The organism is Mycobacterium sp. NPDC006124, assembly GCF_040614235.1.
Lineage (GTDB): Bacteria > Actinomycetota > Actinomycetes > Mycobacteriales > Mycobacteriaceae > Mycobacterium.
The window spans coordinates 459,392-481,260 of the sequence record NZ_JBEXUA010000001.1 but is presented as its reverse complement, the minus strand read 5'-3'; the positions used below and the strand labels follow the sequence as shown (position 1 = coordinate 481,260).

Annotated in this window: 22 protein-coding genes; 5 read left to right on the top strand and 17 right to left on the bottom strand. The window is 69.1% G+C overall.

What is annotated here, in order from left to right; genetic code table 11:
• Positions 1-30: 30 nt before the first annotated feature.
• The 5 genes from ABZ195_RS02280 to rplS form a co-directional block, all read right to left on the bottom strand.
• Positions 31-834, bottom strand: a complete 804-nt coding sequence (locus ABZ195_RS02280) for an SDR family NAD(P)-dependent oxidoreductase (RefSeq protein WP_355214459.1) — start codon at positions 832-834, stop codon at positions 31-33.
• 1 nt (position 835) lies between these two features.
• Positions 836-1,141, bottom strand: coding sequence for a DUF2469 domain-containing protein (locus ABZ195_RS02275; protein WP_024450376.1), 306 nt, complete (start codon positions 1,139-1,141; stop codon positions 836-838).
• A gap of 42 nt (positions 1,142-1,183) precedes the next feature.
• Positions 1,184-1,867 (bottom strand): ribonuclease HII, encoded by a 684-nt coding sequence (locus tag ABZ195_RS02270; RefSeq protein ID WP_355214457.1) that lies wholly within the window; start codon positions 1,865-1,867, stop codon positions 1,184-1,186.
• Positions 1,868-1,876: 9 nt separating this feature from the next.
• Positions 1,877-2,695 (bottom strand): signal peptidase I, encoded by an 819-nt coding sequence (lepB, locus tag ABZ195_RS02265; protein ID WP_355214455.1) that lies wholly within the window; start codon positions 2,693-2,695, stop codon positions 1,877-1,879.
• Between the two features lie 86 nt (positions 2,696-2,781).
• Positions 2,782-3,123 (bottom strand): 50S ribosomal protein L19, encoded by a 342-nt coding sequence (rplS, locus tag ABZ195_RS02260; RefSeq protein WP_355214453.1) that lies wholly within the window; start codon positions 3,121-3,123, stop codon positions 2,782-2,784.
• 310 nt (positions 3,124-3,433) lie between these two features.
• Here rplS and ABZ195_RS02255 point away from each other — a divergent pair, with 310 nt between their 5' ends.
• Positions 3,434-4,375, top strand: a complete 942-nt coding sequence (locus tag ABZ195_RS02255; protein ID WP_355214451.1) for a hypothetical protein — start codon at positions 3,434-3,436, stop codon at positions 4,373-4,375.
• On the opposite strand, the gene trmD is transcribed toward ABZ195_RS02255, so the two are convergent.
• From trmD to ABZ195_RS02215, 8 genes are all read right to left on the bottom strand, one after another.
• Positions 4,372-5,058 carry a tRNA (guanosine(37)-N1)-methyltransferase TrmD gene (gene trmD, locus ABZ195_RS02250; protein ID WP_355214449.1) on the bottom strand — a complete coding sequence of 229 codons (687 nt, stop codon included), beginning with the start codon at positions 5,056-5,058 and terminating at the stop codon, positions 4,372-4,374. The two genes, ABZ195_RS02255 and trmD, sit on opposite strands and share 4 nt — an antisense overlap.
• A 12-nt stretch (positions 5,059-5,070) precedes the next feature.
• Positions 5,071-5,601: a ribosome maturation factor RimM gene (rimM, locus tag ABZ195_RS02245; protein WP_355214447.1), complete on the bottom strand. Its 531-nt coding sequence runs from the start codon at positions 5,599-5,601 to the stop codon at positions 5,071-5,073.
• Between the two features lie 19 nt (positions 5,602-5,620).
• Positions 5,621-5,863, bottom strand: a complete 243-nt coding sequence (locus ABZ195_RS02240) for an RNA-binding protein (protein WP_029114920.1) — start codon at positions 5,861-5,863, stop codon at positions 5,621-5,623.
• Complete coding sequence (rpsP, locus tag ABZ195_RS02235) at positions 5,860-6,348, bottom strand: 30S ribosomal protein S16 (RefSeq protein ID WP_355214445.1); 489 nt, start codon at positions 6,346-6,348, stop codon at positions 5,860-5,862. The genes ABZ195_RS02240 and rpsP overlap by 4 nt, the downstream gene beginning before the upstream one ends.
• Positions 6,349-6,537: 189 nt before the next feature.
• Positions 6,538-6,954, bottom strand: coding sequence for a nuclear transport factor 2 family protein (locus tag ABZ195_RS02230; RefSeq protein ID WP_355214443.1), 417 nt, complete (start codon positions 6,952-6,954; stop codon positions 6,538-6,540).
• 28 nt (positions 6,955-6,982) lie between these two features.
• The gene (locus ABZ195_RS02225; RefSeq protein ID WP_355214923.1) at positions 6,983-8,200 is read right to left on the bottom strand and encodes an osmoprotectant NAGGN system M42 family peptidase; all 1,218 of its coding nucleotides are present in this window, start codon (positions 8,198-8,200) and stop codon (positions 6,983-6,985) included.
• Positions 8,201-8,287: 87 nt separating this feature from the next.
• Positions 8,288-9,982, bottom strand: a complete 1,695-nt coding sequence (gene ngg, locus ABZ195_RS02220; protein WP_355214441.1) for an N-acetylglutaminylglutamine synthetase — start codon at positions 9,980-9,982, stop codon at positions 8,288-8,290.
• Positions 9,979-11,790, bottom strand: a complete 1,812-nt coding sequence (locus tag ABZ195_RS02215) for an N-acetylglutaminylglutamine amidotransferase (RefSeq protein ID WP_355214921.1) — start codon at positions 11,788-11,790, stop codon at positions 9,979-9,981. Before ABZ195_RS02215 ends, ngg begins: the two co-directional genes overlap by 4 nt.
• 131 nt (positions 11,791-11,921) lie before the next feature.
• Here ABZ195_RS02215 and ABZ195_RS02210 point away from each other — a divergent pair, with 131 nt between their 5' ends.
• Both ABZ195_RS02210 and ABZ195_RS02205 read left to right on the top strand, forming a co-directional pair.
• A complete protein-coding gene (locus ABZ195_RS02210; protein WP_355214439.1) occupies positions 11,922-12,809 on the top strand; it encodes a D-alanyl-D-alanine carboxypeptidase family protein in 888 nt (295 codons plus the stop codon).
• 88 nt (positions 12,810-12,897) lie between these two features.
• The gene (locus tag ABZ195_RS02205; RefSeq protein WP_355214437.1) at positions 12,898-13,731 is read left to right on the top strand and encodes a serine hydrolase; all 834 of its coding nucleotides are present in this window, start codon (positions 12,898-12,900) and stop codon (positions 13,729-13,731) included.
• Positions 13,732-13,735: 4 nt separating this feature from the next.
• Here ABZ195_RS02205 and ABZ195_RS02200 read toward each other — a convergent pair whose 3' ends face one another.
• Together ABZ195_RS02200 and ABZ195_RS02195 are read right to left on the bottom strand one after the other, a co-directional pair.
• A complete protein-coding gene (locus ABZ195_RS02200) occupies positions 13,736-15,430 on the bottom strand; it encodes an amidohydrolase (protein ID WP_355214435.1) in 1,695 nt (564 codons plus the stop codon).
• Entirely contained in the window at positions 15,427-16,872 is a 1,446-nt protein-coding gene (locus tag ABZ195_RS02195; RefSeq protein WP_355214433.1) for an APC family permease, read from the bottom strand. The genes ABZ195_RS02200 and ABZ195_RS02195 overlap by 4 nt, the downstream gene beginning before the upstream one ends.
• 104 nt (positions 16,873-16,976) lie before the next feature.
• On the opposite strand from ABZ195_RS02195, the gene ABZ195_RS02190 reads away from it, so the two are divergent.
• Entirely contained in the window at positions 16,977-17,579 is a 603-nt protein-coding gene (locus ABZ195_RS02190; RefSeq protein ID WP_355214431.1) for a TetR family transcriptional regulator, read from the top strand.
• 98 nt (positions 17,580-17,677) lie between these two features.
• Positions 17,678-19,216: a sulfite reductase flavoprotein subunit alpha gene (locus ABZ195_RS02185; RefSeq protein ID WP_355214429.1), complete on the top strand. Its 1,539-nt coding sequence runs from the start codon at positions 17,678-17,680 to the stop codon at positions 19,214-19,216.
• Here ABZ195_RS02185 and ABZ195_RS02180 read toward each other — a convergent pair.
• Entirely contained in the window at positions 19,213-20,295 is a 1,083-nt protein-coding gene (locus ABZ195_RS02180; RefSeq protein ID WP_355214427.1) for an amidohydrolase family protein, read from the bottom strand. The two genes, ABZ195_RS02185 and ABZ195_RS02180, sit on opposite strands and share 4 nt — an antisense overlap.
• Before the next feature lies 1 nt (position 20,296).
• Positions 20,297-21,868: a signal recognition particle protein gene (gene ffh / locus ABZ195_RS02175; protein WP_355214425.1), complete on the bottom strand. Its 1,572-nt coding sequence runs from the start codon at positions 21,866-21,868 to the stop codon at positions 20,297-20,299.
• Position 21,869 lies beyond the last annotated feature (1 nt).

Below are 21,869 nucleotides of genomic sequence, written 5' to 3'. Positions count from 1 at the left end.
CCAGTGTGGCAAGTCCCCGGCCCGGCAGGGTCAGCGCATCACCACAGTCGAGGGAATCCGCGGCGAACCGAGCGCGTCGCGATGCGACGGCGGCTGACGCCCGTCGACGTCGGTGATGCCGTAGCGGGTCGCGATCTCGGCGCCGATCAGCGTCTGACCACTGAGTTCGACGAGAGCGGGATCGCGCCACAACGCGTCGAGCACGTGGCCGGTGAACTCCGGGGTCTCGGCGTGCTCGGCCGTCTGCGCCAACGCCTCGGGCTGGCCGTCGAAGGCGCCGACGAACTTCTCGGTCAGCAGGATGCCCATCCAAATCGAGACGGTGGCCACGCCGGTGCCTGCGAGGTCGACCGCCATGTCGGCGGCCATCTTGTCGACGCCGGCCTTCTGGGCTCCGTAGGCGGGGCCGTGCATGTAGCACACCGAGCCCGGTGAGGAGGTGAACGCAATCAGCCCGCGACCGGCGGGCACCATCGAACGGGCGGCGTGCCACGACGCGACGTAGGACGACCGCAACCCCACGTCCAGGACGTCGCCCAACTCGATTGGCTTGTCCCAGAAGGGTTTGCGAGAGGTCAACCGGTCACTGATCGCAGCGGCGTTGTTGACCAGCAGGTCCAGCGTCCCGCACTCCTGCGCCACCCGCTCGAACAGGGCGGCGACCTGGGCGTCGTCGCGATGGTCCACGGTGACCGGGATACCACCGGAGACGGCGTCGGTCACGGTGCGCCCGGTCAGGTACACCCGCCAGCCGGCCGACAGCAGCGCGGCGGCGATGCCCCGGCCGGCGCCGCGGCTGGCACCGGTGACGACGGCGGTGGGCGCAGCGGTCACGTCAGTCGGGCAGCCGCAGCTCGGGCTTCTCGACCTCTTCGATGTTCACGTCCTTGAACGTGATGACCCGGACCTGCTTGACGAAGCGGGCCGGGCGGTACATGTCCCACACCCATGCGTCGGCGAGCCGCAACTCGAAGTAGACCTCGCCGTCGGCGTTGCGCGGCACCAGCTCGACGCTGTTGGCCAAATAGAAGCGGCGCTCGGTCTCCACGACGTAACTGAACTGCCCCACGATGTCCTTGTATTCGCGGTACAGCGAGAGCTCCATCTCGGTTTCGTACTTCTCGAGATCTTCGGCACTCATCGGTTCGGTGGTCCTTCGTTCGGTGTCGGTGTACATCTTTCCTCAGCCCGTTTCGACACGCTGCCCGGCCTCCCCCACCGACACCCGGCGCACGTTGACGAACGAGTAACGGTGCTCGCTGCAGGGGCCCCGTTCGGCCAGCGCCGCGGTGTGAAACGGCGTGCTGTACCCCTTGTGCACGGCGAAGCCGTAGCCCGGATGGCGGTCCTCCATCTGAACCATCAGCCGGTCGCGGCTCACCTTCGCCAGCACACTGGCCGCGGCGATGCAGGCCGCCGCGGCGTCACCTCCCACCACCGGCAGCGACGGCATCGGCAGGCCCGGCACCCGAAAGCCGTCGCTGAGAACGTAACCCGGTCGCAGCGACAACCCCGCTACGGCCCGACGCATGCCCTCGATGTTGGCGACGTGCACACCGCGCCGGTCGACCTCCGTCGACGGGATGAACACCACGTGATAGGCCAGCGCGTAGCGCCGGATCAACGGAAAGAGTCGCTCCCGCTCGCGTTCGTTGAGCTTCTTGGAATCGTCGAGGGCGGCCAGGCTCTCCAGCCGATTGGGTCCCAGCACGCATGCGGCAACCACGAGCGGTCCCGCGCACGCGCCGCGACCGACCTCGTCGACCCCGGCCACCGGGCCGAGGCCACCGCGGTACAGGGCGGACTCGATGGTGCGCAGACCCGCGGACTTGCGGATCACGGCTCGAGGCGGCCAGGTCGCCGGCAAGACCTGCTCCTACTGAGCGGTCTGCGGGTTGATCGACGAGACGCCGCCCCACCGGCCCGGAGGCCACGCGATGAACCGAGCCTTGCCGATGACGTTGTCGACCGGCACCGTGCCCGCCATCGGGTCGCCGGTGCACAGCAGACCCTTCTGGGCGTCGGCAGGCAGGTTGGTGCAGTGCGCGCGCGAGTCGGCCGAGTGCGTGCGGTTGTCACCCATCACCCACAGCCGGTTCTCCGGCACCTTCACCGGCCCGAACTCGTTGCCGAGGCACGGATAGATCGCCGGGTCGGCCATCATCGTGTTGACGTCGAGGTACGGCTCGACGAGCTTCTTGCCGTCGACCGTGAGCCCGGTGGCCGCGCGGCACTCGACCGTCTGGCCGCCGACGGCGATGACGCGCTTGACGAGGTCGTTCTCGTCCGGTGGCACGAAGCCGACGAACGACAACGCGTTCTGCAGGTAGCGGATCGGCGTGCTGTCGGAGCGGATCGACTTGTAGCCGATGTTCCATGCCGGCGGACCCTTGAAGACGACGACGTCACCGGGCTCCGGCGTCGAGAAGTCGTAGGTGACCTTGTCGACCATGATGCGATCCCCGACGCAGCCTGCGCAGCCGTGCAACGTCGGCTCCATCGACTCGGACGGAATCAGGTACGGCCGGGCGACGAACGTCAGCATCACGTAGTACAGGACCAGCGCGATGCTCAGGAGGATCGCGGCTTCGCGGACCGCACCGCGCTTCTTCTTCGGCGGGTCCTCGTCGACCCCGTCGCGAAGGTCTTCGTCGGCGGCATCGGTGGCGTCAGTGGCGTCAGCGGATCCGGTCACGCCCTCAGAGTAGTCAGCGCGGCGCTCGGCGCCGCGCTGCTCGGGATCCAACCGTCACACCCGTCCGGGTGCGCCGCCGCTGACGATCAGCGCTTTTCCTTGATCTTGGCCTTCTTGCCACGGAGTTCGCGCAGGTAGTACAGCTTGGCGCGACGCACGTCGCCGCGGGTCGCGACGTCGATGTGGTCGATGTTGGGCGAGTGCAGCGGGAAGGTGCGCTCGACGCCGACGCCGTAGCTCTCCTTGCGGACGGTGAAGGTCTCCCGAACACCGCCGCCCTGCCGACGCAGCACGACGCCCTTGAAGACCTGGACGCGCTCCTTGGAGCCCTCGATGACCTTCACGTGAACGTTCACGGTGTCGCCTGGGCCGAAGGTTGGGATGTCGTCGCGCAGCGACGGCTGGTCGATGAAGTCCAGGGTGTTCATCGGTGACACTTCCTCGTGGTTGGCGATCGTCTGATCGTGTTGCGGCCGCGGGCGTCACGTCGACGGACGACGTGTCACCGGACCGAGGTCTTCATGCGCTTCTCGCACCAGATGGGGACGGCCTCGTCCCCGCCGTGCGTAGGCAACTGCTCGATTGTGCCAGATGAGCAGCGTGACGACGAAATCGTGTCCGGCCGGGCGGCCGGAAGCGGCGTCACGCGTCAGCGGTTAGGGTACCCATGAGCGGCAAGGAGCCCGAAGCACGTCCGCCGGGCCTCCGCGACTCGACCCCATGCGCCCAGGGAGGACCATGTTCCGGCAGCCGTCCAAGCTGCTGATGGTCACTGCGTGTGCGGTCACGGTCCTGATCGTGGCCTCGGGCTGCGAGGCCAGGGTGTACGGCACCACGCCGGACCCGGCCACCCCCGCACTCACCGTGGTCGCGCCGCTGGGCAGCCTGGCGCCGCTGCCGGAGCCTCCACCCGACCAGCCGGCGGCTTCCTTCGCCGGCCTGGCCGAGCGGGAGCGGCAGGCGACGGCCGAGGCCGCCGACGACGGCGCCGACGTGACCGCGTTGGTCCTGGACCGCAACACCGGCCAGATGGTGTCCAACGGAAACTCGACGACCATCGCCATCGCGTCGGTGGCCAAGCTCTTCATCGCCGACGACCTGCTGCTACAGGTGTCCCAGGGGCAGACCCGGCTCTCCCCCGAGGATCGCGTGAACTTCGACCGCATGTTGCGACAGTCCGACGACAGCGCCGCAGAGGTGTTCTGGTATCGCAGCGGGGGCAGCAAGATCATCACCCGCGTCGCGGCCCGGTACGGGTTGACGTCGACGCGGCCGCCCAACGACGGCCGGTGGTGGAACACCATCAGCTCCGCGGCGGACCTGGTGCGCTACTACGACATGATGATGTCGGGCACCGGTGGGCTGCCACCCGAGCAGGCGAACGTGATCCTGGCCAACCTGGCACAGTCGGCGCCGGTGGCCCTCGACGGCACGCAGCCCGGCGGCGTCTACCCCCAGCGATTCGGCATCCCCGAGGGGTTGTTCGCCGAACCCGTGGCGGTCAAGCAAGGCTGGATGTGTTGCATCGGATCGGACTGGATGCATTTGTCGACCGGCGTGATCGGGCTGGACCGCCGCTACGTCATGGTGATCGGCTCGATGCAGCCGGCCACCTCCGAGGACGCCCGAGACACGATCACCCAAGCCGTCAAGACGATGTTCCCGGACGGCCGCATCTAGGCCAGCAGGTCGGGCCGACGTTCCCGGGTGCGCTGCAGGGACTGCTCCCGTCGCCAGGCCGCCACCTTGCCGTGGTCACCGGACAGCAGCACGGGTGGGACGTCGAGGCCGCGCCAGCTCGGCGGGCGGGTGTAGCTGGGCCCCTCGAGCAGGCCGTCGGTGTGCTCGGAATGCGAATCGTCTTGGTGTGACACGGGATTGCCGAGCACCTCGGGCAGCAAGCGGACCACCGCCTCGATCATGACCAGGGTGGCGGACTCCCCGCCGGCCAGGACGTAGTCGCCGATGGAGACCTCCTCGACGCGCATCCGACGCGCCGCGTCGTCGACGACGCGCTGGTCGATGCCCTCGTAGCGGCCACACGCGAACACCAGATGCCCCTCGGTGCTCCACCGCTGGGCGTCGGCCTGACGAAAGGGCCGGCCCGCGGGGGTGGGGACGACGAGGAGCGTGTCGGACGTGCAGATCTCGTCGAGGGCCTCACCCCAGACGGGGGCCTTCATGACCATGCCGGGGCCGCCGCCATAGGGCGAGTCGTCCACCGAGTGGTGCACGTCGTGCGTCCATCGCCGGAGGTCGTGGACGGCCAACTCGAGGATGCCGGCGTCGATTGCCTTGCCCGGCAACGACTGTCGCAACGGGTCGAGGTAGGCCGGAAAGATGGTGAGGACGTCAACGCGCACGGTCGCGCATTCCTAGATCGAGTCCAGGTCGAGCAGACCCTCGGGCGGGTCGATCTCCACCAGCCCGTCGGCCAGGGACACCGACGTCACGATGGCGCCCACGAACGGGACGAGCACCTCGGGGCCGTCGCCCTCGGCGGGGCGTACGGAGAGGATCTCCCCGGCCGCGGTGTGCAGCACCTCGCCGACCACGCCGACCTCGGCGCCCGCGGTGGTGCGCACCCGAAGGCCCTCGAGCTGATGGTCGTAGAACTCGTCGGGATCCTCGATGGGCGGCAGGTCCGCGGCGTCGACCACGAACAGACTGCCGCGCAACGCATCTGCCGCGTCACGGCTCGAGACACCGACCAGCCGCACCAGCAGGCGGCCGCTGTGTTCGCGCATCGAGTCGACGACGAGGCGAGTCTCGGTTTTGTCCCGCGCCCTGGCCCGCAGGGCGTTTCCGGGTGCGAAGCGCTCGTAGGGCTCGTCGGTCCGGACGTCGACGACGACCTCGCCGCCGATGCCGTGCGCCTTGACGACACGTCCGACGACGAGGTCCACGATGGCGTCTTCCCGACCGTTACTGGTCGGTGTCCACCACGTCGACGCGGATGCCGCGACCACCGATGCCGGCGACCAACGTGCGCAGCGCCGTGGCGGTGCGGCCACCGCGGCCGATGACCTTGCCGAGGTCGTCGGGGTGCACGTGCACCTCGACGGTGCGTCCACGGCGGTTGGTCACCATGTCGACCCGGACGTCATCGGGATTGTCGACGATGCCGCGCACGAGGTGCTCGACGGCGTCGACGACGACGGTGCTCATTCGGCAGCGGCGTCGGAGGCTGGCTTGTCCTCCTCGGACCCGGCGGCACTGTCGGTGGCCTCGTCAGCCGTGGCGTCGTCGTCGGCCTTCTTGGCGGGCGCCTTCTTCTTCTTGGACGTCGTCGCGTCACCCGTGGGGGCGTCGTCGGCGGCGGCGAGAGCGGCGTTGAACAGGTCGAGCTTGCTGGTCTTGGGTTCCTTGACCCGCAGGGTGCCCTCGGCGCCCGGGAGGCCCTTGAACTTCTGCCAGTCACCGGTGATCTTCAGCAGCGCGAGCACGGGCTCGGTGGGCTGCGCGCCCACGCTCAACCAGTACTGCGCACGCTCCGAGTCGATCTCGATGAGGCTGGGGTCTTCCTTCGGGTGGTACTTGCCGATGACCTCGATGGCGCGGCCATCGCGGCGGTTGCGCGCGTCGGCGACCGAGATGCGGTACTGGGGATTGCGGATCTTGCCGAAGCGGGCGAGCTTGATCTTGACAGCCATGGTGAAACGACTTCTCCTGTGATTGCCACGCTTGCAATTCAGCGACTCGGGCGGATTGCCAGGTCCGGTCTTGCCTTGCGTGTGTGACCGACGGACAGCGCATCGAGCGAGGATGACCCCCGCCGAACCGTGTCGTCCGTCAGACAGCCGCCCATTGTGCCAGACCACGCCCCATCGGCGAAAATCGCCTCAGACGACGCGATCGAAGCACTTGGTCTCGACGCGCCGCGTCATGCGCCACCCGTCGGCGGTGCGGACGAACTCGTCGTCGTACCAGAGTCCGCAGAACAGGATCTGTCCGTCGTCGGAGAGCTTCATGGGGTTGAAGCACAGGATTCGCGACGTCGCGGTGTCGCCCGCGACCCGCACGTCGAAGTTGCCGATGAGGTGCGAGTACGCCGGAAAGTTCGGCAGCACCTCCGAGAGCCATGCCTTCACCTCACCGAAGGTGCCGTCCACGCCACCCATTGCGCGGTAGTCGATGTAGGCGTCCGGGGTGAACACCCGGTCCAGATCGTCGAAGCGACGCGTGTCGATCGCCGTGGAGTAGTCGACGAGGAGCTGTTGGATTTCGAGGCGGTCGGAGATCTCTTCCAGACTCAGCATGGGTTCGATTGAACACCTCGGCCCGGGGTCAGGCTTGCGGACCCTCCGCGGGCGGCCAGTGCTCTCCCGGCGACACGTCGCCCGGTTCGGTGTGGTCACCACGCGAGAGTGGAACCCACTGCTCGCTGGGGGCGGGCTGCTTCGAGGACGGGAAGTCACGCAGCTTGCCCGACGGCTTGGCGTCCCAGGCCTCGAACGTCAGCGGCGTCTCCAGCCAGCCCTCGAGCAGCAGGTAGCAGGCCTCCAGCGAGTCGAGGTGGCTGCGCTCCCAGCCGTGGCTGCCGTCCAGGCCGAACGCGACGAGCGCGGCGCGGGTGTTGGCGCCCGCCTCGATCGCGGCGGCCGCGTCCGAACGGTAGAACCGAAAGATGTCCCGCGCGTGGTGGATTCGGCGGTCCTTGGCCAGGCGCAGCAGCTTGCGCGTGAGGTGGTAGTCGAAGGGGCCGTGCAGGTCGGCCATCGGGATGGTCACGCCGTGTTCGAGGGAGTGCTGGCCGGGGGCGCAGACCGCGTTGTCGACCGAGATCAGCTCCGCGACGTCGGGCGGCAGGCCACTGCTGGCGCCGTGGCCGACTTCCTCGGTGATGGTCACCATGATCGTGGTGCGGTGCGGCAGCACGACCTGGTTCTCCATCACGTTCTTCGCCAGGGCCAGGGCGACGGCGACGCCCGCCTTGCCGTCGAGGTGGCGCGAGACGATGAAACCGTCCTCGGTGAGTTCGGGGCTCGTGATGAACGCGACGAAGTCGCCGACGTTGAGACCGATGCGCACCAGGTCCTCCCGGGTCGACACGTTGCGGTCGACGCGGACCTCCACGTGCTCCCAGTCGGTGGGCTGGGTGTCGATCTCGTCTCCGAAGGCGTGCCCAGATGCCTTGAGCGGCATGACCGTACCGGTGATGAAGTCGTCACTGTCGTCGGTGAAGATGCGCACCCGGGCGCCGGCGGCGAAGCGCGCGGAGAAGGTGCCCACCGGGATCAGCTCGAGGCGTCCGTTGTCCTTGAGGTCGCGGACCATGCAGCCGATGGTGTCGGCGTGCACGACGATCGCGCGATCGGTGGTGGCCGAGGCTCCCGGCAGCTCGGCGGTGAGCGCACCGCGGCGGGTCAGGGTGAACGGCACGCCGAGTTCGTCCAGGATGCCGCCGATGAGTTGCATCACCGCGTCCGTCCGCCCCGACGGGCTCGGAGTCTGCAAAAGCGCGAGCAGCGTGTCGACCATCCAGCTGCGGTCGTCGGCGCTCATCCGTGCGGCGGTCGTGGGCGCGAGGTCAGTCAAGGTTGCCTTCCAGTTCGTCGGTGATGCACTCTCCGGCCCGGAGCCTAGCGAGGGTCAATCCTGAGTCACCGGGGCGGGTTGCCACGCCCACGGCGTCGCCGCCGTACGGGGAAAGAGCAAGTCCACGAACGCCTGTGCCGTCGGCCGGGGTTCGTGATTGGCCAGTCCCGGGCGTTCGTTCGCCTCGATGAACACGTACTCCTCACCCTCGGCCGACGGCACGATCAGGTCGATGCCGGTGACGGGGATTCCGATCGCGTCGGCGGCGTCGACGGCCACCTTCGCCAGTGCGGGGTTGAGGTCGTCGGTGACGTCGCGAATGGTCCCGCCGGTGTGCAGGTTTGCCGTGCGCCGCACGGTCAACCGTTCGTTGGGCGGCAGCACGTCGTCGATTTCCCATCCTGCCTCGCGCACCGTGTCCACGGTGAGGTCGTCGACCGGGATCACCGACTCCCCGTGGGTGGCGGCGGCCCGGCGCCGACTCTGCGCCTCGACGAGCTGGCGGATGGTGTGGTCGCCACTGCCGACGACCTCGGGCGGACGGCGCAGTGCCGCGGCGATCACCTTGCCGTTGATGACGACGATGCGCAGGTCCTCGCCGGGACACAACTCCTCGAGCAGCACGTCCGGGCATTGTTCGGCGGCGAAGGTGATGGCGCGGTCCAGGTCGTCGGGCCGCGTCACCCCGACGGTGATGCCGGCGCCCTGCTCGCCCCGCACCGGCTTGACCACCACCGAGCCCACCTCCCGAAGGAAGTCGTGGTCGGCGTCGGTGAACGTGGCCGAATGCCCGCGCGGCACCCTGATCCCCGCCTCGGCGACCACGCGCCGCGCCACGCGCTTGTCGTCGCAGCGGCTCATCGCGACGGCGTTGGTGAGTTCGGACAGCGACTCCCGGGTGACGACGCTGGTGCCGCCGTGGGTCAGCTTGAGGTAGCCACCCTTGGCGTCGAGCACCTGGACGGCGATACCCCGCAGGATGGCCTCGTCGGCGATGATGCGGGCGTACGGATTGAGTTGGGACAGTTCCTCTTCGGCCTTGGCCGGCGCGAACAGCTTCTCGTTGATCGCGTTCTTGCGCTTGACGCCCAGCACCGGCACCCGGACGAAGCCCATGCGTTCGTACAGCGCGATCGCACCCTCGTTGTCGTGCAGCACCGAGAGGTCCATCTGGCGGCGTCCCCGCCGGATGAACTCCTCGATGAGCGAGCGGACGAGCAGGCCGCCGACCCCGGGCCGCGACAGCGTCGGGTCGACCGCCAGGCACCAGAGACTCGATCCGTTCTCCTCGTCGCCGAACAACTGGGCGTGGTCGATGCCGGTCACGGTGCCCACGACCGCGCCGGTGTCGTCGTCGGTGGCCACCAGGTAGACCATGTGCGGCTCGTGCTGGCTGTTGTTCCACATGAGGTCGACGTCGGCCGGGACCATGCGGCACTGCAGATAGATCTGGTTGATCGCGGCACAGTCCTCGATGGTCTCCACCGAGCGCACCGAGAGACCCGCAACCGGCGCCGGCTCGTAGTCCAGCGGCGCCGTGAGGTCGACCCGGTAGGTGAAGCTCGGGTCGATGAAGAACTCCTGCGGGTGCAACGCCACGAAGACGTGTGGGGCGTCGAGGTACATGCCGATGTCGCGCCGCCCGCTGGCCTCGGCACGCAGGGCGTTGCCGAACTGCTCGGGGTCCTCACACGTCTGCCCGAAGACCAGCCGGCCCCAGCCGAGGTCCTGGACGACCGTCACGGTCACTTGAGCCCGTCGACGTGTCGATTCAGCCAGAGCTCGAGCAACCCGATCTGCCACAACGGATTTCCCCGCAGCGGCGTCAGGTTCCCGTTCGGGTCGGCGAGCAATTCGTCGACCGCGGCGGAGGCGAACAGGCCGCGGTCCCGGGCGGCGGAACTCAGCAGGGCGTCCTTGACCAGGTCGAGGTAGGGCCCCTGCAGGTGCTTGAGGGCGGGCACCGGGAAGTACCCCTTGGGCCGGTCGATGACCTCGTGGGGAATGACCTTGCGGGCGGCCTCCTTCAGGACGCCCTTGCCGTCGTAGGCGGTCTTCAGCTCGGGCGGGCACGTCGCGGCCAGCTCGACGAGTTCGTGGTCGAGGAAGGGCACCCGGCCCTCCAGGCCCCACGCCATCGTCATGTTGTCGACGCGTTTGACCGGGTCGTCGACGAGCATCACGGTGGTGTCCAGGCGCAGCGCCCGGTCGGTGGCGGTGGCCGCCCCCGGGTGGGCGAAGTGGTCCCGGACGAAGTCGCCGGCGACGTCGGCGCCGAGCCGCCACGACGACGAGAGCAACCGGTCCAGGCCGGCGTGGTCGCGGTCGAAGAACGCCGTGCGGTATCGCCCGAGCGCGTCCTCGACGTCGCCGTCCGCGGCATGCGCCATCGGCGGGTACCAGTGGTAGCCGGCGAAGATCTCGTCGGCGCCCTGGCCGGACTGCACGACCTTGACGTGCTTGCTGACCTCTTGGGACAGCAGGTAGAACGCCACGCAGTCGTGGCTCATCATCGGCTCGCTCATCGCGCCGATGGTGTCGGTGAGGGCGGGCAGCATGCGGGCGGTGTCGATGCGGATCTGGTGGTGGTCGGTGCCGTAGTGCCGGGCGATGACGTCGGAGTACTTGAACTCGTCGCCCTCCTCTCCACCCGCGGCCTCGAAGCCGATGGAGAAGGTCGCCAGCCCGTGCTGACCGGCCTCGGCGAGCAACCCGACGATCAAGCTCGAGTCCAGACCGCCGGACAGCAGGCACCCGACCGGGACGTCGGCGACGAGGCGGCGTTCGACCGCCGTGCGCAACGAGCCGAGGATGGCGTCCTGCCAGTCGGCCTCCGACCAGTTGGCGCGCTCGGCGGAGCGTTCGAACACCGGTTCCCAATAGGTGTGCGTCGTGCGGGAGCCGTCCGGTTCGACGCGCATGATGGTGCCCGGTTCGAGCTTGCGGACACCCTTGAGGATGGTCCGTGGTGCGGGCACGACGGAGTGAAAGCTCAAATAGTGGTTCAGCGCAACGGGATCCAGGTCGGTGTCGACTCCGCCGGCCGCCACCAGGGCCGGCAGCGACGAGGCGAACCGCAACGCACCCGTCCCGTTGCCCTCGTCGACCTCGCACCAGTACAGGGGCTTGACGCCGAGCCGGTCGCGGGCCAGCACCACGCGCCCGGTGGTGGTCTCGGCCACGGCGAAGGCGAACATGCCCTTGAGGTGGTCGACGACGCGCTCACCCCATTCGCGGTAGCCCTTGAGGATGACTTCGGTGTCGCTGTGGGAGAAGAAGCGGTACCCCTTGCCGAGGAGTTCGCGCCGGAGCTCGGGATAGTTGTAGATGCAGCCGTTGAACGCCACGGTCAACCCCAGCTCGGGGTCGTGCATGGGCTGGTGGCCGGTGGTGGAGAGATCGATGATCGCCAGCCGGCGGTGGCCGAACGCCACCGCGCCGCTGGACCAGGCTCCCCCGCCGTCGGGACCGCGGGGCACCATGCAGTCCGTCATTGCGCCGATGGCTGCGAGATTGGCCGCGCGGCCGTGGGCGATTTCGCCGGCAATGCCACAAATGGTGATCGACTCCTCGGGTGTGTCAACGGGTGCTGGGGGAATTCGAGCGGCTCAGGGGTAGCCGAATTACGCCGCCGTCAAACCCACGGTGGCGCGGCTCACGCACGCCGCGGACAGTAGGCTCGGCGGCCATGGCTCGGCTCCTCGGCACTCTCGCGGTCTGCATCGCGACACTCCTTCCCACGTCACTGCTGCTCGACTCGCCCGTCGCGGTGGCCGACGTCGACGTGCCGCCCGCAGGCGCACCTCAGTTGCCGTCCGGACCCGCCCCCGCTTGGATTGTCGCTGACCTCGACTCCGGCCGCATCCTGGCCGGCCGCGACGAGTACGTCACCCACCCGCCCGCCAGCACGATCAAGGTGTTGCTGGCCTTGGTCGTGCTCGACGAGCTGCCCCTGGACGCCACGGTGGTGGCGAACGAGGCCGATGCGACCACGGAGTGCAACTGCGCCGGGGTGACGGCCGGGCACACCTATACGACCCGGGACCTGCTCGACGGGCTGCTGCTGGTGTCGGGCAACGACGCCGCCAACACCCTGGCTCACATGCTCGGCGGCACCGACGTCGCCGTGACCAAGATGAACGCCAAGGCACTGCAGGTTGGCGCCACCGGCACCCGCGCGGGCTCGCCGTCGGGCCTGGACGGGCCCGGCATCGACGGTTACACCACGCCGCACGACCTGGCCGTGATCTTTCGTGCCGCGCTGCAGAACCCGGTGTTCACCGCGATCACGTCCTCGCCCACCGCCACGTTTCCCGGCGCCGACGGCCCCGTCACGTTGTACAACCAGGACGAGCTGCTTGGTCGCTATCCCGGCATGCTCGGCGGCAAGACCGGGTTCACCGATCCCGCCCGCAAGACGTTCGTCGGCGCCGCGGAGCGCAACGGCCACCGCCTGGTGGTCGCGATGATGTACGGACTGGTCGTCGAGGGTGGGCCGACGTACTGGGATCAGGCGTCCGGTCTGCTCGACTGGGGCTTCGCGCAGGACGGGTCGGCGGGGATCGGCACGCTCTGACCCGCCGAAGGTACGGTCGGCGAGGAACGAGACCCGATGGAGATCTGATCGCGCGCTGGGCGAGTTCTGGGCTCCCTAGGCTCGCGTCGTGCGACGACCGATCGCGGCGGTGTCCCTGGTGGTGCTCGCCCTCACCGCGACGACGACGGCGCCCGTCGCCTCCGCGCTTCCCGATGCCCAACCAGCCGGGACGGTCGTCGCCCCACCCGACGGTCCCGCGCAGGCCTGGCTGGTCGCCGACCTGGACAGCGGCACGATACTGGGAAGCCGCGACCCGAACGGTTCCCACGCCCCGGCGAGCACCATCAAGCCGCTGTTGGCGATGGTCGTGCTGGACCACCTGAACCCGAATTCGTTTGCGCGGGCGAACAAGAGCCACACCCAGGTGGAGTGCTCCTGCGTCGGCCTGGCGCCCGGCCAGGCCTACACGACCACCCAGCTGCCCTCGGGACTGTTGATGGTCTCCGGCAACGACGCCGCGAACATGCTGGCCGACATGCTCGGCGGCCAGCGGGCCGCGGTCGCGGCCATGAATGCCAAGGCTCAGTCCCTCGGCGCCCGTAGCACCCGCGCGTCGTCACCCTCCGGGCTCGACGGACCCGGCTGGGAAACCGTCACCACCCCTTACGATCTCGCGCTGATCTACCGCCAGGCGCTCAAATACCCGTTGATCGCCCAGATCTTCCGATCCCCCACCGCGCCGTTCCCCGGGAAGACCCTCGACGCGCAGAACGAACTGTTGACGCGGTACCCCGGCGACTTCGCCGGCAAGACCGGCTACACCGACCTCGCCCGCAAGACCCTGGTCACCGCCGCGCAACGCAACGGCCGACGCCTGCTCGTGGTGCTGATGTACGGCACCGGTGACCTCTACGGTCAGGCGATCAACCTCTTCGACTGGGGCTTCGGCCAATCCACCTGAGCCGTCAGTGGCAGTGCACGTGCTGCTCGGCCGTGCCGGCGCTGACCGGGTCCACCGGCAACGGCGACCCCACCCGGTCGGTGAGCGCGCCCGCCGAGTGCGCCACCGTCCCGCCGATGAGCGTCACCTCGGCGTGCTGCTCGAGGAGTCCCCGCGGATCGCGTTCGTGGGCGTACAGATCGTCGGACCACACCACCATGTCGGCCTGCATGCCGACCGCGAGCCGGCCCCTGTCGTGCTCGGCGTGCCAAGCCCTCGCGCCGTGCACCGTGTACGCCTCCAGAGCCCGGTCGAAGCCGACGCGTTCGTCGGGCGTCCACGAGTCCGAACCGTCCAGACCGGCACGGGTGGCGGCCGAATACACACCGACCAGCGGATCCATCTCGCCGACCTGCCAGTCACTCGAGAATGCCACGGTCGCTCCGGTTTCCAGCAGACTGCGAAACCGCCAGGCCCGATCCCACCGCTGCTCCCCCACGTTGTCCATCCACGTGCCCGCCACCAGATCCGGCGAGCAGTGCCGCGGCTGCATGGCCGCGGTCACGCCCAGGGCGTGGAACCGGGGAAGGTCGTCGGGGTGCAGGCACTCGACGTGCACGATGCCGTGCCTACGGTCGCTGGTGCCGTTGGTGCGGGCGGCCCGTTCGATGGCGTCGAGCGTCAGCCGGATGCCGGCGTCGCCGGTGGCGTGGGTGTGGGTTTGGAAGCCCAGCCGGTCCAATTCACCAATCACGGCGACGAGTTCGCGACCCGGGTAGCTGGGCCTGCCGCGGACGCCGGGACGGTTGGCGTAGTCGTCGAGCATCAGCGCGGTGTGCGGTTCGATGACGTCGTCGGCGTACAGCTTGACGGGGCCGAGCTCCAGCATCGGATGGGTCACCGCGCCGTCGACGGCGGAGCGAAGGCGCGCCCGGAATTCGCCGTCGGCACCCACCGGGTGGAACAGGGCGGCGATCACCCGTGAGGTGAGCACGCCCTCGGCGAGCGCCCGTTCGAACAGCGACAGCTCTGCCAGGGGCACCTGTGGTTCGACCACGGTGGTGATGCCCAGGGCCGTGGCCATCCGCATGCTCGAGCACAGCTTGCGGTAGCGGCGTTGCGGTGAGTACATCGGGATGTCGCGTTGCAGCGCAGCCAGACCCGCCTCGGTCATCGCACTGGTGTAGAAGTCCGTCACCCAGCCGGTGGGGTCACCCGCGTCGTCGCGTTCGGGCCTGCCCCAGGGAACGTCGACGCCGCCGGAGATACCGAGCATCGCCAGCGCGGCGCGGTTGAGCCACACCGAGTGCTGGTCGTAGGTGGTGACGAAGATGGGTTTGTCGGTCAGGCCGTCGAGGTCGACGGCGGTGGGCCTGCGCCCCTCGACGATCGAGTACACCGCGTTCTCGGCGCAAATCCAGTCGAGATCGGCTCGGCGCGAGGCGAATTCGCTTATGCGCCGGCGCACCTCGGTCAGGTCGTGTGCCCCTTCGAGAGAGACGGCGTCCTCGTCGAAGCCGAGCAGCAGGTGGTTGTGTCCGTCGATGATGCCGGGTGTGACCAGCCGTCCGGCCGCGTCGAGGCGGCGTGCGGCGGTGGGGGCGTCGGCTGTGCTGCCGACGTAGCTGATCCGGCCGTCAATGACGCCGATGGCCTCGGCCCACGGGGCGGCGGCGTCGAAGGTGCGGATGCGGGCACCGGTGACGAGGAGGTCGGTCATCGGGCACTCCCGTCGGACTCGTCGGAGACGTCGAGCAGCAGCAGATGGGTGCCCGCGCGGGAACGCAGGTAGCAGAAGTAGTACAGAAACCCGGCCGCGACGATGCCGACGGCGATGCCCAGGCTGAGCCACTGCGTCGGATCGAGCAGTCCCATCACGAAGATCGTGGCGATGGCGAGCAACGCCACGATCGGGGGCAGCGGCCACAGCGGCATCAGGTATCCCGTCCGCCCCGACCTGCGGCGCATGACGATCGCCGACAGCGCGATGAACCCGTAGCTGAATGCCAGGGTGGAACCGGTCGCGTTGAGCAGCACGTCCATGGGGATCAGGCACCCGGCGACGGCGAGCACACCCATCAGCAGCGTGGCGACCCACGGCATCTTCGCGGACTCCGACACCCGGGTCAGCGGCGCGGCGACCTTCGCCGGCATGGCCTGGTCGCGGGCCGCGGCAAACAGCAACCGCCCCGATTGCAGCGCGATGGCGATGATGGCGTTGACGATCGCCAGCGCGATCGACACCAGCACGAAGACGGTGACGGCGTGGCCGGCCCGCTCGTCGAGGAACGCTTCGACGGGCAGGTCCGCGCTGAACAGATCGGTCAGCGAACCGGTGCCGAGCAGGATGGCGGCGAGCGGAATGATCTCCGCGAGGATCGTGACCACGGCACTCCACAGCACGGCGCGGGCGATGGTCCGGCGCGCGTTCTTGGTCTCCTCGGCGAAGTACACCGCACCGCCGTAACCGTTGAAGGAGAAGATCCCCTGCGTCACGGCGACTACCAGGCCGGCGATGCCGAGCGGCGCCAGTCCGCCGGTCGCGGCATCGACGGCCTGCGGGCTCAACAGCGCGGTGATCGGACGCTCGACGTGCACCAGACCGAGCACCGTCAGCAGTGCCAGTGCCGCCATCTCGATGAACAGGAACGCCCCGGTCACCCACGCGTTGGTGCGAATGTTCAGGCATGCGGTGGCGGTCGCCAGGATCGTCACGACGACCGCCGTCCAGACCGGGTCGAGACCAGCGATCGCGACGCCGAGGTAGTCGGCGACGCCGAGGGCGAACACCGCGACGATCAGCGGCAGCGTGACCAGGCCGACGAAGAAGATCGCGACGCCGGCCGCCGGGCCCAGGGTCCGGCTGACCAGCGAGTAGTCGCCACCGGCCACGGGATGGCGCGATGCGAGCTCGGCGTAGCAGAAGGCGATGAGCAGGCTGATCACGCCCGCGACGGCGAAGCCCCAGAACACCCCGGTGCCGTAGGCGGCCAGAGCGGCGCCGCCGAGCACGAAGACGCTCGAGGCAGGCGAGATGCCGGACAGCGTGATGAGCACGTTGCCGCCGACGCCGAGCGAGCGCGAGAGGGTTCCTTCGTAGGTGGCAGACGTGCTGCCGGGGTCGGGTGCGGCCGCGGGCGGCAGCGTGCTCGGGTGGGTCATTCGAGGTCTCTTCTTCGTCGGAGCACGAGGCTCGGATAATTCTTTGACGTTTGTGTCGAAGAATGCCGAGAAGGCTCGCACGTGACGTGGATTACTGTCAACCCATGGCCCGACCCCGCAACCAGGGAGCCCGGCGGCAGGCCCTCATCGAGGCCACCTACACCGCGGGCCACAAGCGCGGACTCCGCGCCCTGTCCCTGACCGACGTCGCCGAGCAAGCGGGCCTCAGCCGCGGCACGGTGCTCTACTACTACGGCGACCTCGACGGGCTGCTCGTCGAGGCGCACGCTGCCGGTGTCGAGCGGTTCTGCGACGAGCGGGACCGCCTGATCGCGGCGTCCGACGATCCCCGCCACCAGCTCGGCATCGCGATCCGCGCCGGGCTGCCCAGCGGGCCGGATGACGCGCTCATGCGCCTGTTGTACGAATTCGACTTCCTCGCAGGCAATTCCGCGCTACACGACGAGCTGGTGCAGAAGATGTATCTGCGACAAATGGACACCTATCGCGGCATCTTCGCCGCGGGGCGGCGGTCCGGCACGTTCACCGCCGCACTGGACGACGACCAGCTCGCGATGACGTTCGTGGCCCTCGAGGACGCGTACGGCCTGCACATCGTGGGCGGCAACGCGCTGATGACCCCCGACACGGCGACCGCCGCCATGACCGCCGTCGCGACCGAACTGGGCTGCCCGCCGACGACCTGAGTGAGCCGCCGCGGGTACGCCCCCATGGCCACGCGCATCCAAGTAAGGTGACCCTAACTCCACGCGCGACTCTCCGCGCCACGACCAGGGGGCCCATCGTGACCAGTTGCCGAGACTCGTTGATCGTCGCCTACGGCACCGACATGGGCAACGCCGAGGACGCCGCCATGACCTTCGCCGAGGCGGCCACGGTCCTCGGTGTCCAGGCCACGGCCGTCGAACTCAACCAGGTGAAGCTGGCCGAGCTTCGGTCGGCGACCCAATTCGTCGTCGTCACCTCGACGTTCGGTGACGGCGAGTTCCCCGACGGCGCGGCGCTGTTCTGGGAGGCGCTCAGCGCCGACGACGCCCCACGACTCGACCACCTGAGCTTCGCCGTGCTGGCCCTCGGGGACGTGTCCTACGAATTCTTCTGCAACGCAGGCAAACTGCTCGACGCGCGACTCGAGGCGCTCGGCGCCATCCGGCTGCTCGACCGCGTCGACGTGGACGGCCCCTACGAGCGGGCCGCTGCGGCGTGGACGGCCGACCTCGTCAAGGTGCTCGAGGCCAACCGAACCATGCCCGCCCGACCCGGGACCCCGGAGCCGACCGTGACGCGGGAACGACACCGCACCGTCGACGCCCCCGTGACGGTCAACAGACTGCTGACCGCACCGGACTCCAGCCGAGAGGTCAGACACTTCGAGGTCGACGTGTCCGAATCCGAATTCGACTACCGGACAGGCGATTCCGTCGCCATCCACGCACCCAACGATCCGCGTCTCGTCGAGGCCATCCTGGACCACTTCGGAGTCGGCCACGGACACGTCGTCGCCGACCACGACGAGCCACTCGGGGTCCTACTCTCCGAGCACTTCGAGATCCGCACCCCGTCGCGCGCCCTGGAGACCATGGTGGCGGCCGGCGCGGACGACATGGACGTCCTGGACCTGATACGTCTGTCGGACCTGACCCTCGACGAGGCCTTGGACACGTTGCGGCCGCTGCAGTCTCGCGACTACTCCGTCGCCTCGAGCCCGCTGGTGCACCCCGACCACGTGCACCTGACCGTCGCCACCGTGCGGTACACGGTGCGGGACCGGCAGCACAGTGGTGTGGCCTCGACCTTCCTCGCCGACCGCGGCCACACCGTCCGCGTCCGTCTGCGGCCCAACCAGGCGTTCCGACTGCCCGCAGCCGACGTCCCGATCATCATGGTCGGACCGGGCACCGGAATCGCTCCGTTTCGCGCCTTCCTGCAGGAGCGCAGGGCCACCGGCGCCACGGGGCGGTCGTGGCTGTTCTTCGGCGACCGTCACCGCGCCACCGACTTCCTCTACGGCGACGAGATGACCGAGTTCGCGGCGTCGGGCACGTTGACCAGACTCGATCTCGCGTTCTCCCGCGATCGGCCCACCACCGAGCCTAGAACTCATGTCCAACGACGCATGTCGGAGAACGCGGCGGATCTGTTCTCCTGGCTCCAGGACGGCGCCCATCTGTACGTCTGCGGCGACGAGAAGCGGATGGCCAAGGACGTGGACGCGACGTTGCGCCGCATCGTCGAAGCCGAGGGCGCCCTGGATCCGGAATCCGCTCGTGCCTACGTCGACGACCTCGTCAGGACCCACCGCTACGTCCGGGACGTCTACTAGCGGTATACGCGGCCGCGCAACAGGATTCGGTCGGGGCGGCCGAGTACCGCGGCACCGAGGCGCGGGTCCTCGGCATAGCAGAGAAGGTCGGCCGACGCGCCGTGCTCCAACGCCGGTCGGCCCAGCCACGCCCTGGCGTCCCAGCACGCCGCGCCCAGCGCGGCCGTCGCACTCATGCCGACGGCCTTGAGCGCGTCGACCTCGTCGGCGACGCGGCCGTGGGCAACCATGCCCCCCGCGTCGGTACCGGCGTAGATCGGCACCCCGGCGTCGTGGGCGGCGCCGACCCGAGACGGGCAGGACGCGTGGAGGTCGCGCATGTGCTTGGCGTAGGTCGGGTACTTGCCCGCCGCGTCGGCGATGCCCGGGAAGTTGTCGATGTTGACCAGCGTCGGCACCAGGGCGGTGCCGTGCTCGAGCATCATCGCGATGACGTCGTCGGTGATGCCGGTGCCGTGCTCGATGCAGTCGATGCCGGCGTTGATCAGACCGGGTAGTGCGTCCTCGCCGAAGACGTGCGCGGTCACCCGGGCACCCTCGGCGTGGGCGGCCGCGATCGCCTCGACCAGGACGTCGTCGGACCACAGCGGCGCCAAGTCACCGACCTCTCGGTCAATCCAGTCCCCCACCAGCTTCACCCAGCCGTCACCCCAGCGCGCCTGCTCGGCGACCGCGGCGGGCAGTTGCGACTCGTCCTCGAGGTCGATCGGCAGACGAGGAATGTAGCGCTTGGGTCTGGCCAGATGGCGGCCGGCGCGGATGATGCGGGGCAAGTCCTCGCGGTCGTCCATGCTGCGGGTGTCGACGGGAGAGCCAGCGTCACGAAGCAGTAGCGCACCAGCCTCACGTTCAGTCTCGGCCTGAGTGATCGCCTCGCCGAACTCCGTCGGTCCGTGCGGACCCAACCCGACGTGACAGTGCGCGTCGACCAACCCGGGCACGATCCAGCCGCCTGCCCCGTCGGCTCCGAAGATAGTCTCGGCACCGGCCAACGGCTCGGCGCTCAGCACACCGCGGTCGACCCACCACTCCACGGGCTCGCCGTCGGGCAAGCCACGGCCCCGCAGATGGAGCCTCAACCTATCGTTGGCCCGGGAACTTCAGCTTGGACAGGTCGAAGTTCGCCAGCCCCGGGGGCAACTCGTCGAGACCCTTGGGCATGTTGGACAGGTCCGGGAACCCGGCGGGCACGCCACCGCCGACGCCCAACGGGTTGGGAGTCTTGGGCGGGGTGGGACCGCGGCCCTTCTTCTTGCCGGCCTGCTTGTTCTTACCCTTCGCGGCCTTGCGCGCGGAACCCTTGCGCGCGAACGGCATTCCCATCTGGCCGGCCATCTGCGACATCATCTTGCGGGCGTCGAAGAACCGGTCGACCAACGAGTTGACCTCGGCGACCGTGACGCCTGAACCGTTGGCGATGCGCAGGCGCCGCGAGGCGTTGATGATCTTCGGGTCGGCCCGCTCGGCGGGCGTCATGCCGCGGATGATGGCCTGTACGCGGTCGAGTTGCGTGTCGTCGACCGCGGCCAGCGCGTCCTTCATCTGGCCGGCGCCGGGAAGCATGCCGAGCAGGTTGCCGATCGGTCCCATCTTGCGGATCATCAGCATCTGCTCGAGGAAGTCCTCCAGCGTCAGCTCGCCGGAACCGATCTTGGCGGCGGCGGCCTCGGCCTTCTCGGCGTCGAAGACCTGCTCGGCTTGCTCGATGAGGGTCAGCACGTCACCCATGCCGAGGATGCGGCTGGCCATCCGGTCGGGATGGAACACGTCGAAGTCGTCGAGCTTCTCGCCGTCGGAGGCGAAGAGGATCGGCACGCCGGTGATCTCGCGGACCGAGAGCGCGGCACCACCGCGGGCGTCGCCGTCGAGCTTGGTCAAGACGACGCCGGTGAAGCCGACGCCCTCGCGGAACGCCTCGGCGGTGGTCACCGCGTCCTGGCCGATCATCGAGTCGAGGACGAACAACACCTCGTCGGGATCGACCGCGTCGCGGATGGCGGCCGCCTGGCCCATCAGCTCCTCGTCGATGCCGAGGCGACCCGCGGTGTCGACGATCACGACGTCGAAGTGCTTGGCCTTGGCCTCGGCCAGACCTGCGGCGGCCACCGCCACCGGATCACCGGTCTTCATCTCGGCGATGTCGACGCCGCCCGGTGACACACCCGGGTTCGGCGCGAACACCTGCACGCCGGCGCGCTCACCGACGATCTGGAGCTGGTTGACCGCACCCGGACGCTGCAGGTCGCAGGCCACCAGGAGCGGGGTGTGGCCCTGTCCCTTGAACCACTTGGCGAGCTTGCCCGCCAGGGTCGTCTTGCCGGAGCCCTGCAGGCCCGCGAGCATCACGACCGTCGGCGGGGTCTTGGCGTAGCGGATGGTCCTGGTCTCGCCGCCGAGGATACCGACGAGCTCGTCGTTGACGATCTTGACGACTTGCTGCGCCGGGTTCAGCGCACCGGATACCTCCGCGCCCTTGGCACGGTCCTTGACGCGGGCGATGAACGCCCGCACCACGGCCAGGGACACGTCGGCCTCGAGCAGGGCCAGGCGGATCTCGCGCGCGGTGGCGTCGATGTCGGCGTCGGTGAGCCGACCCTTGCCACGCAGGCCGGAGAGGGCCCCGGTCAATCGGTCGGAAAGCGATTCGAACACG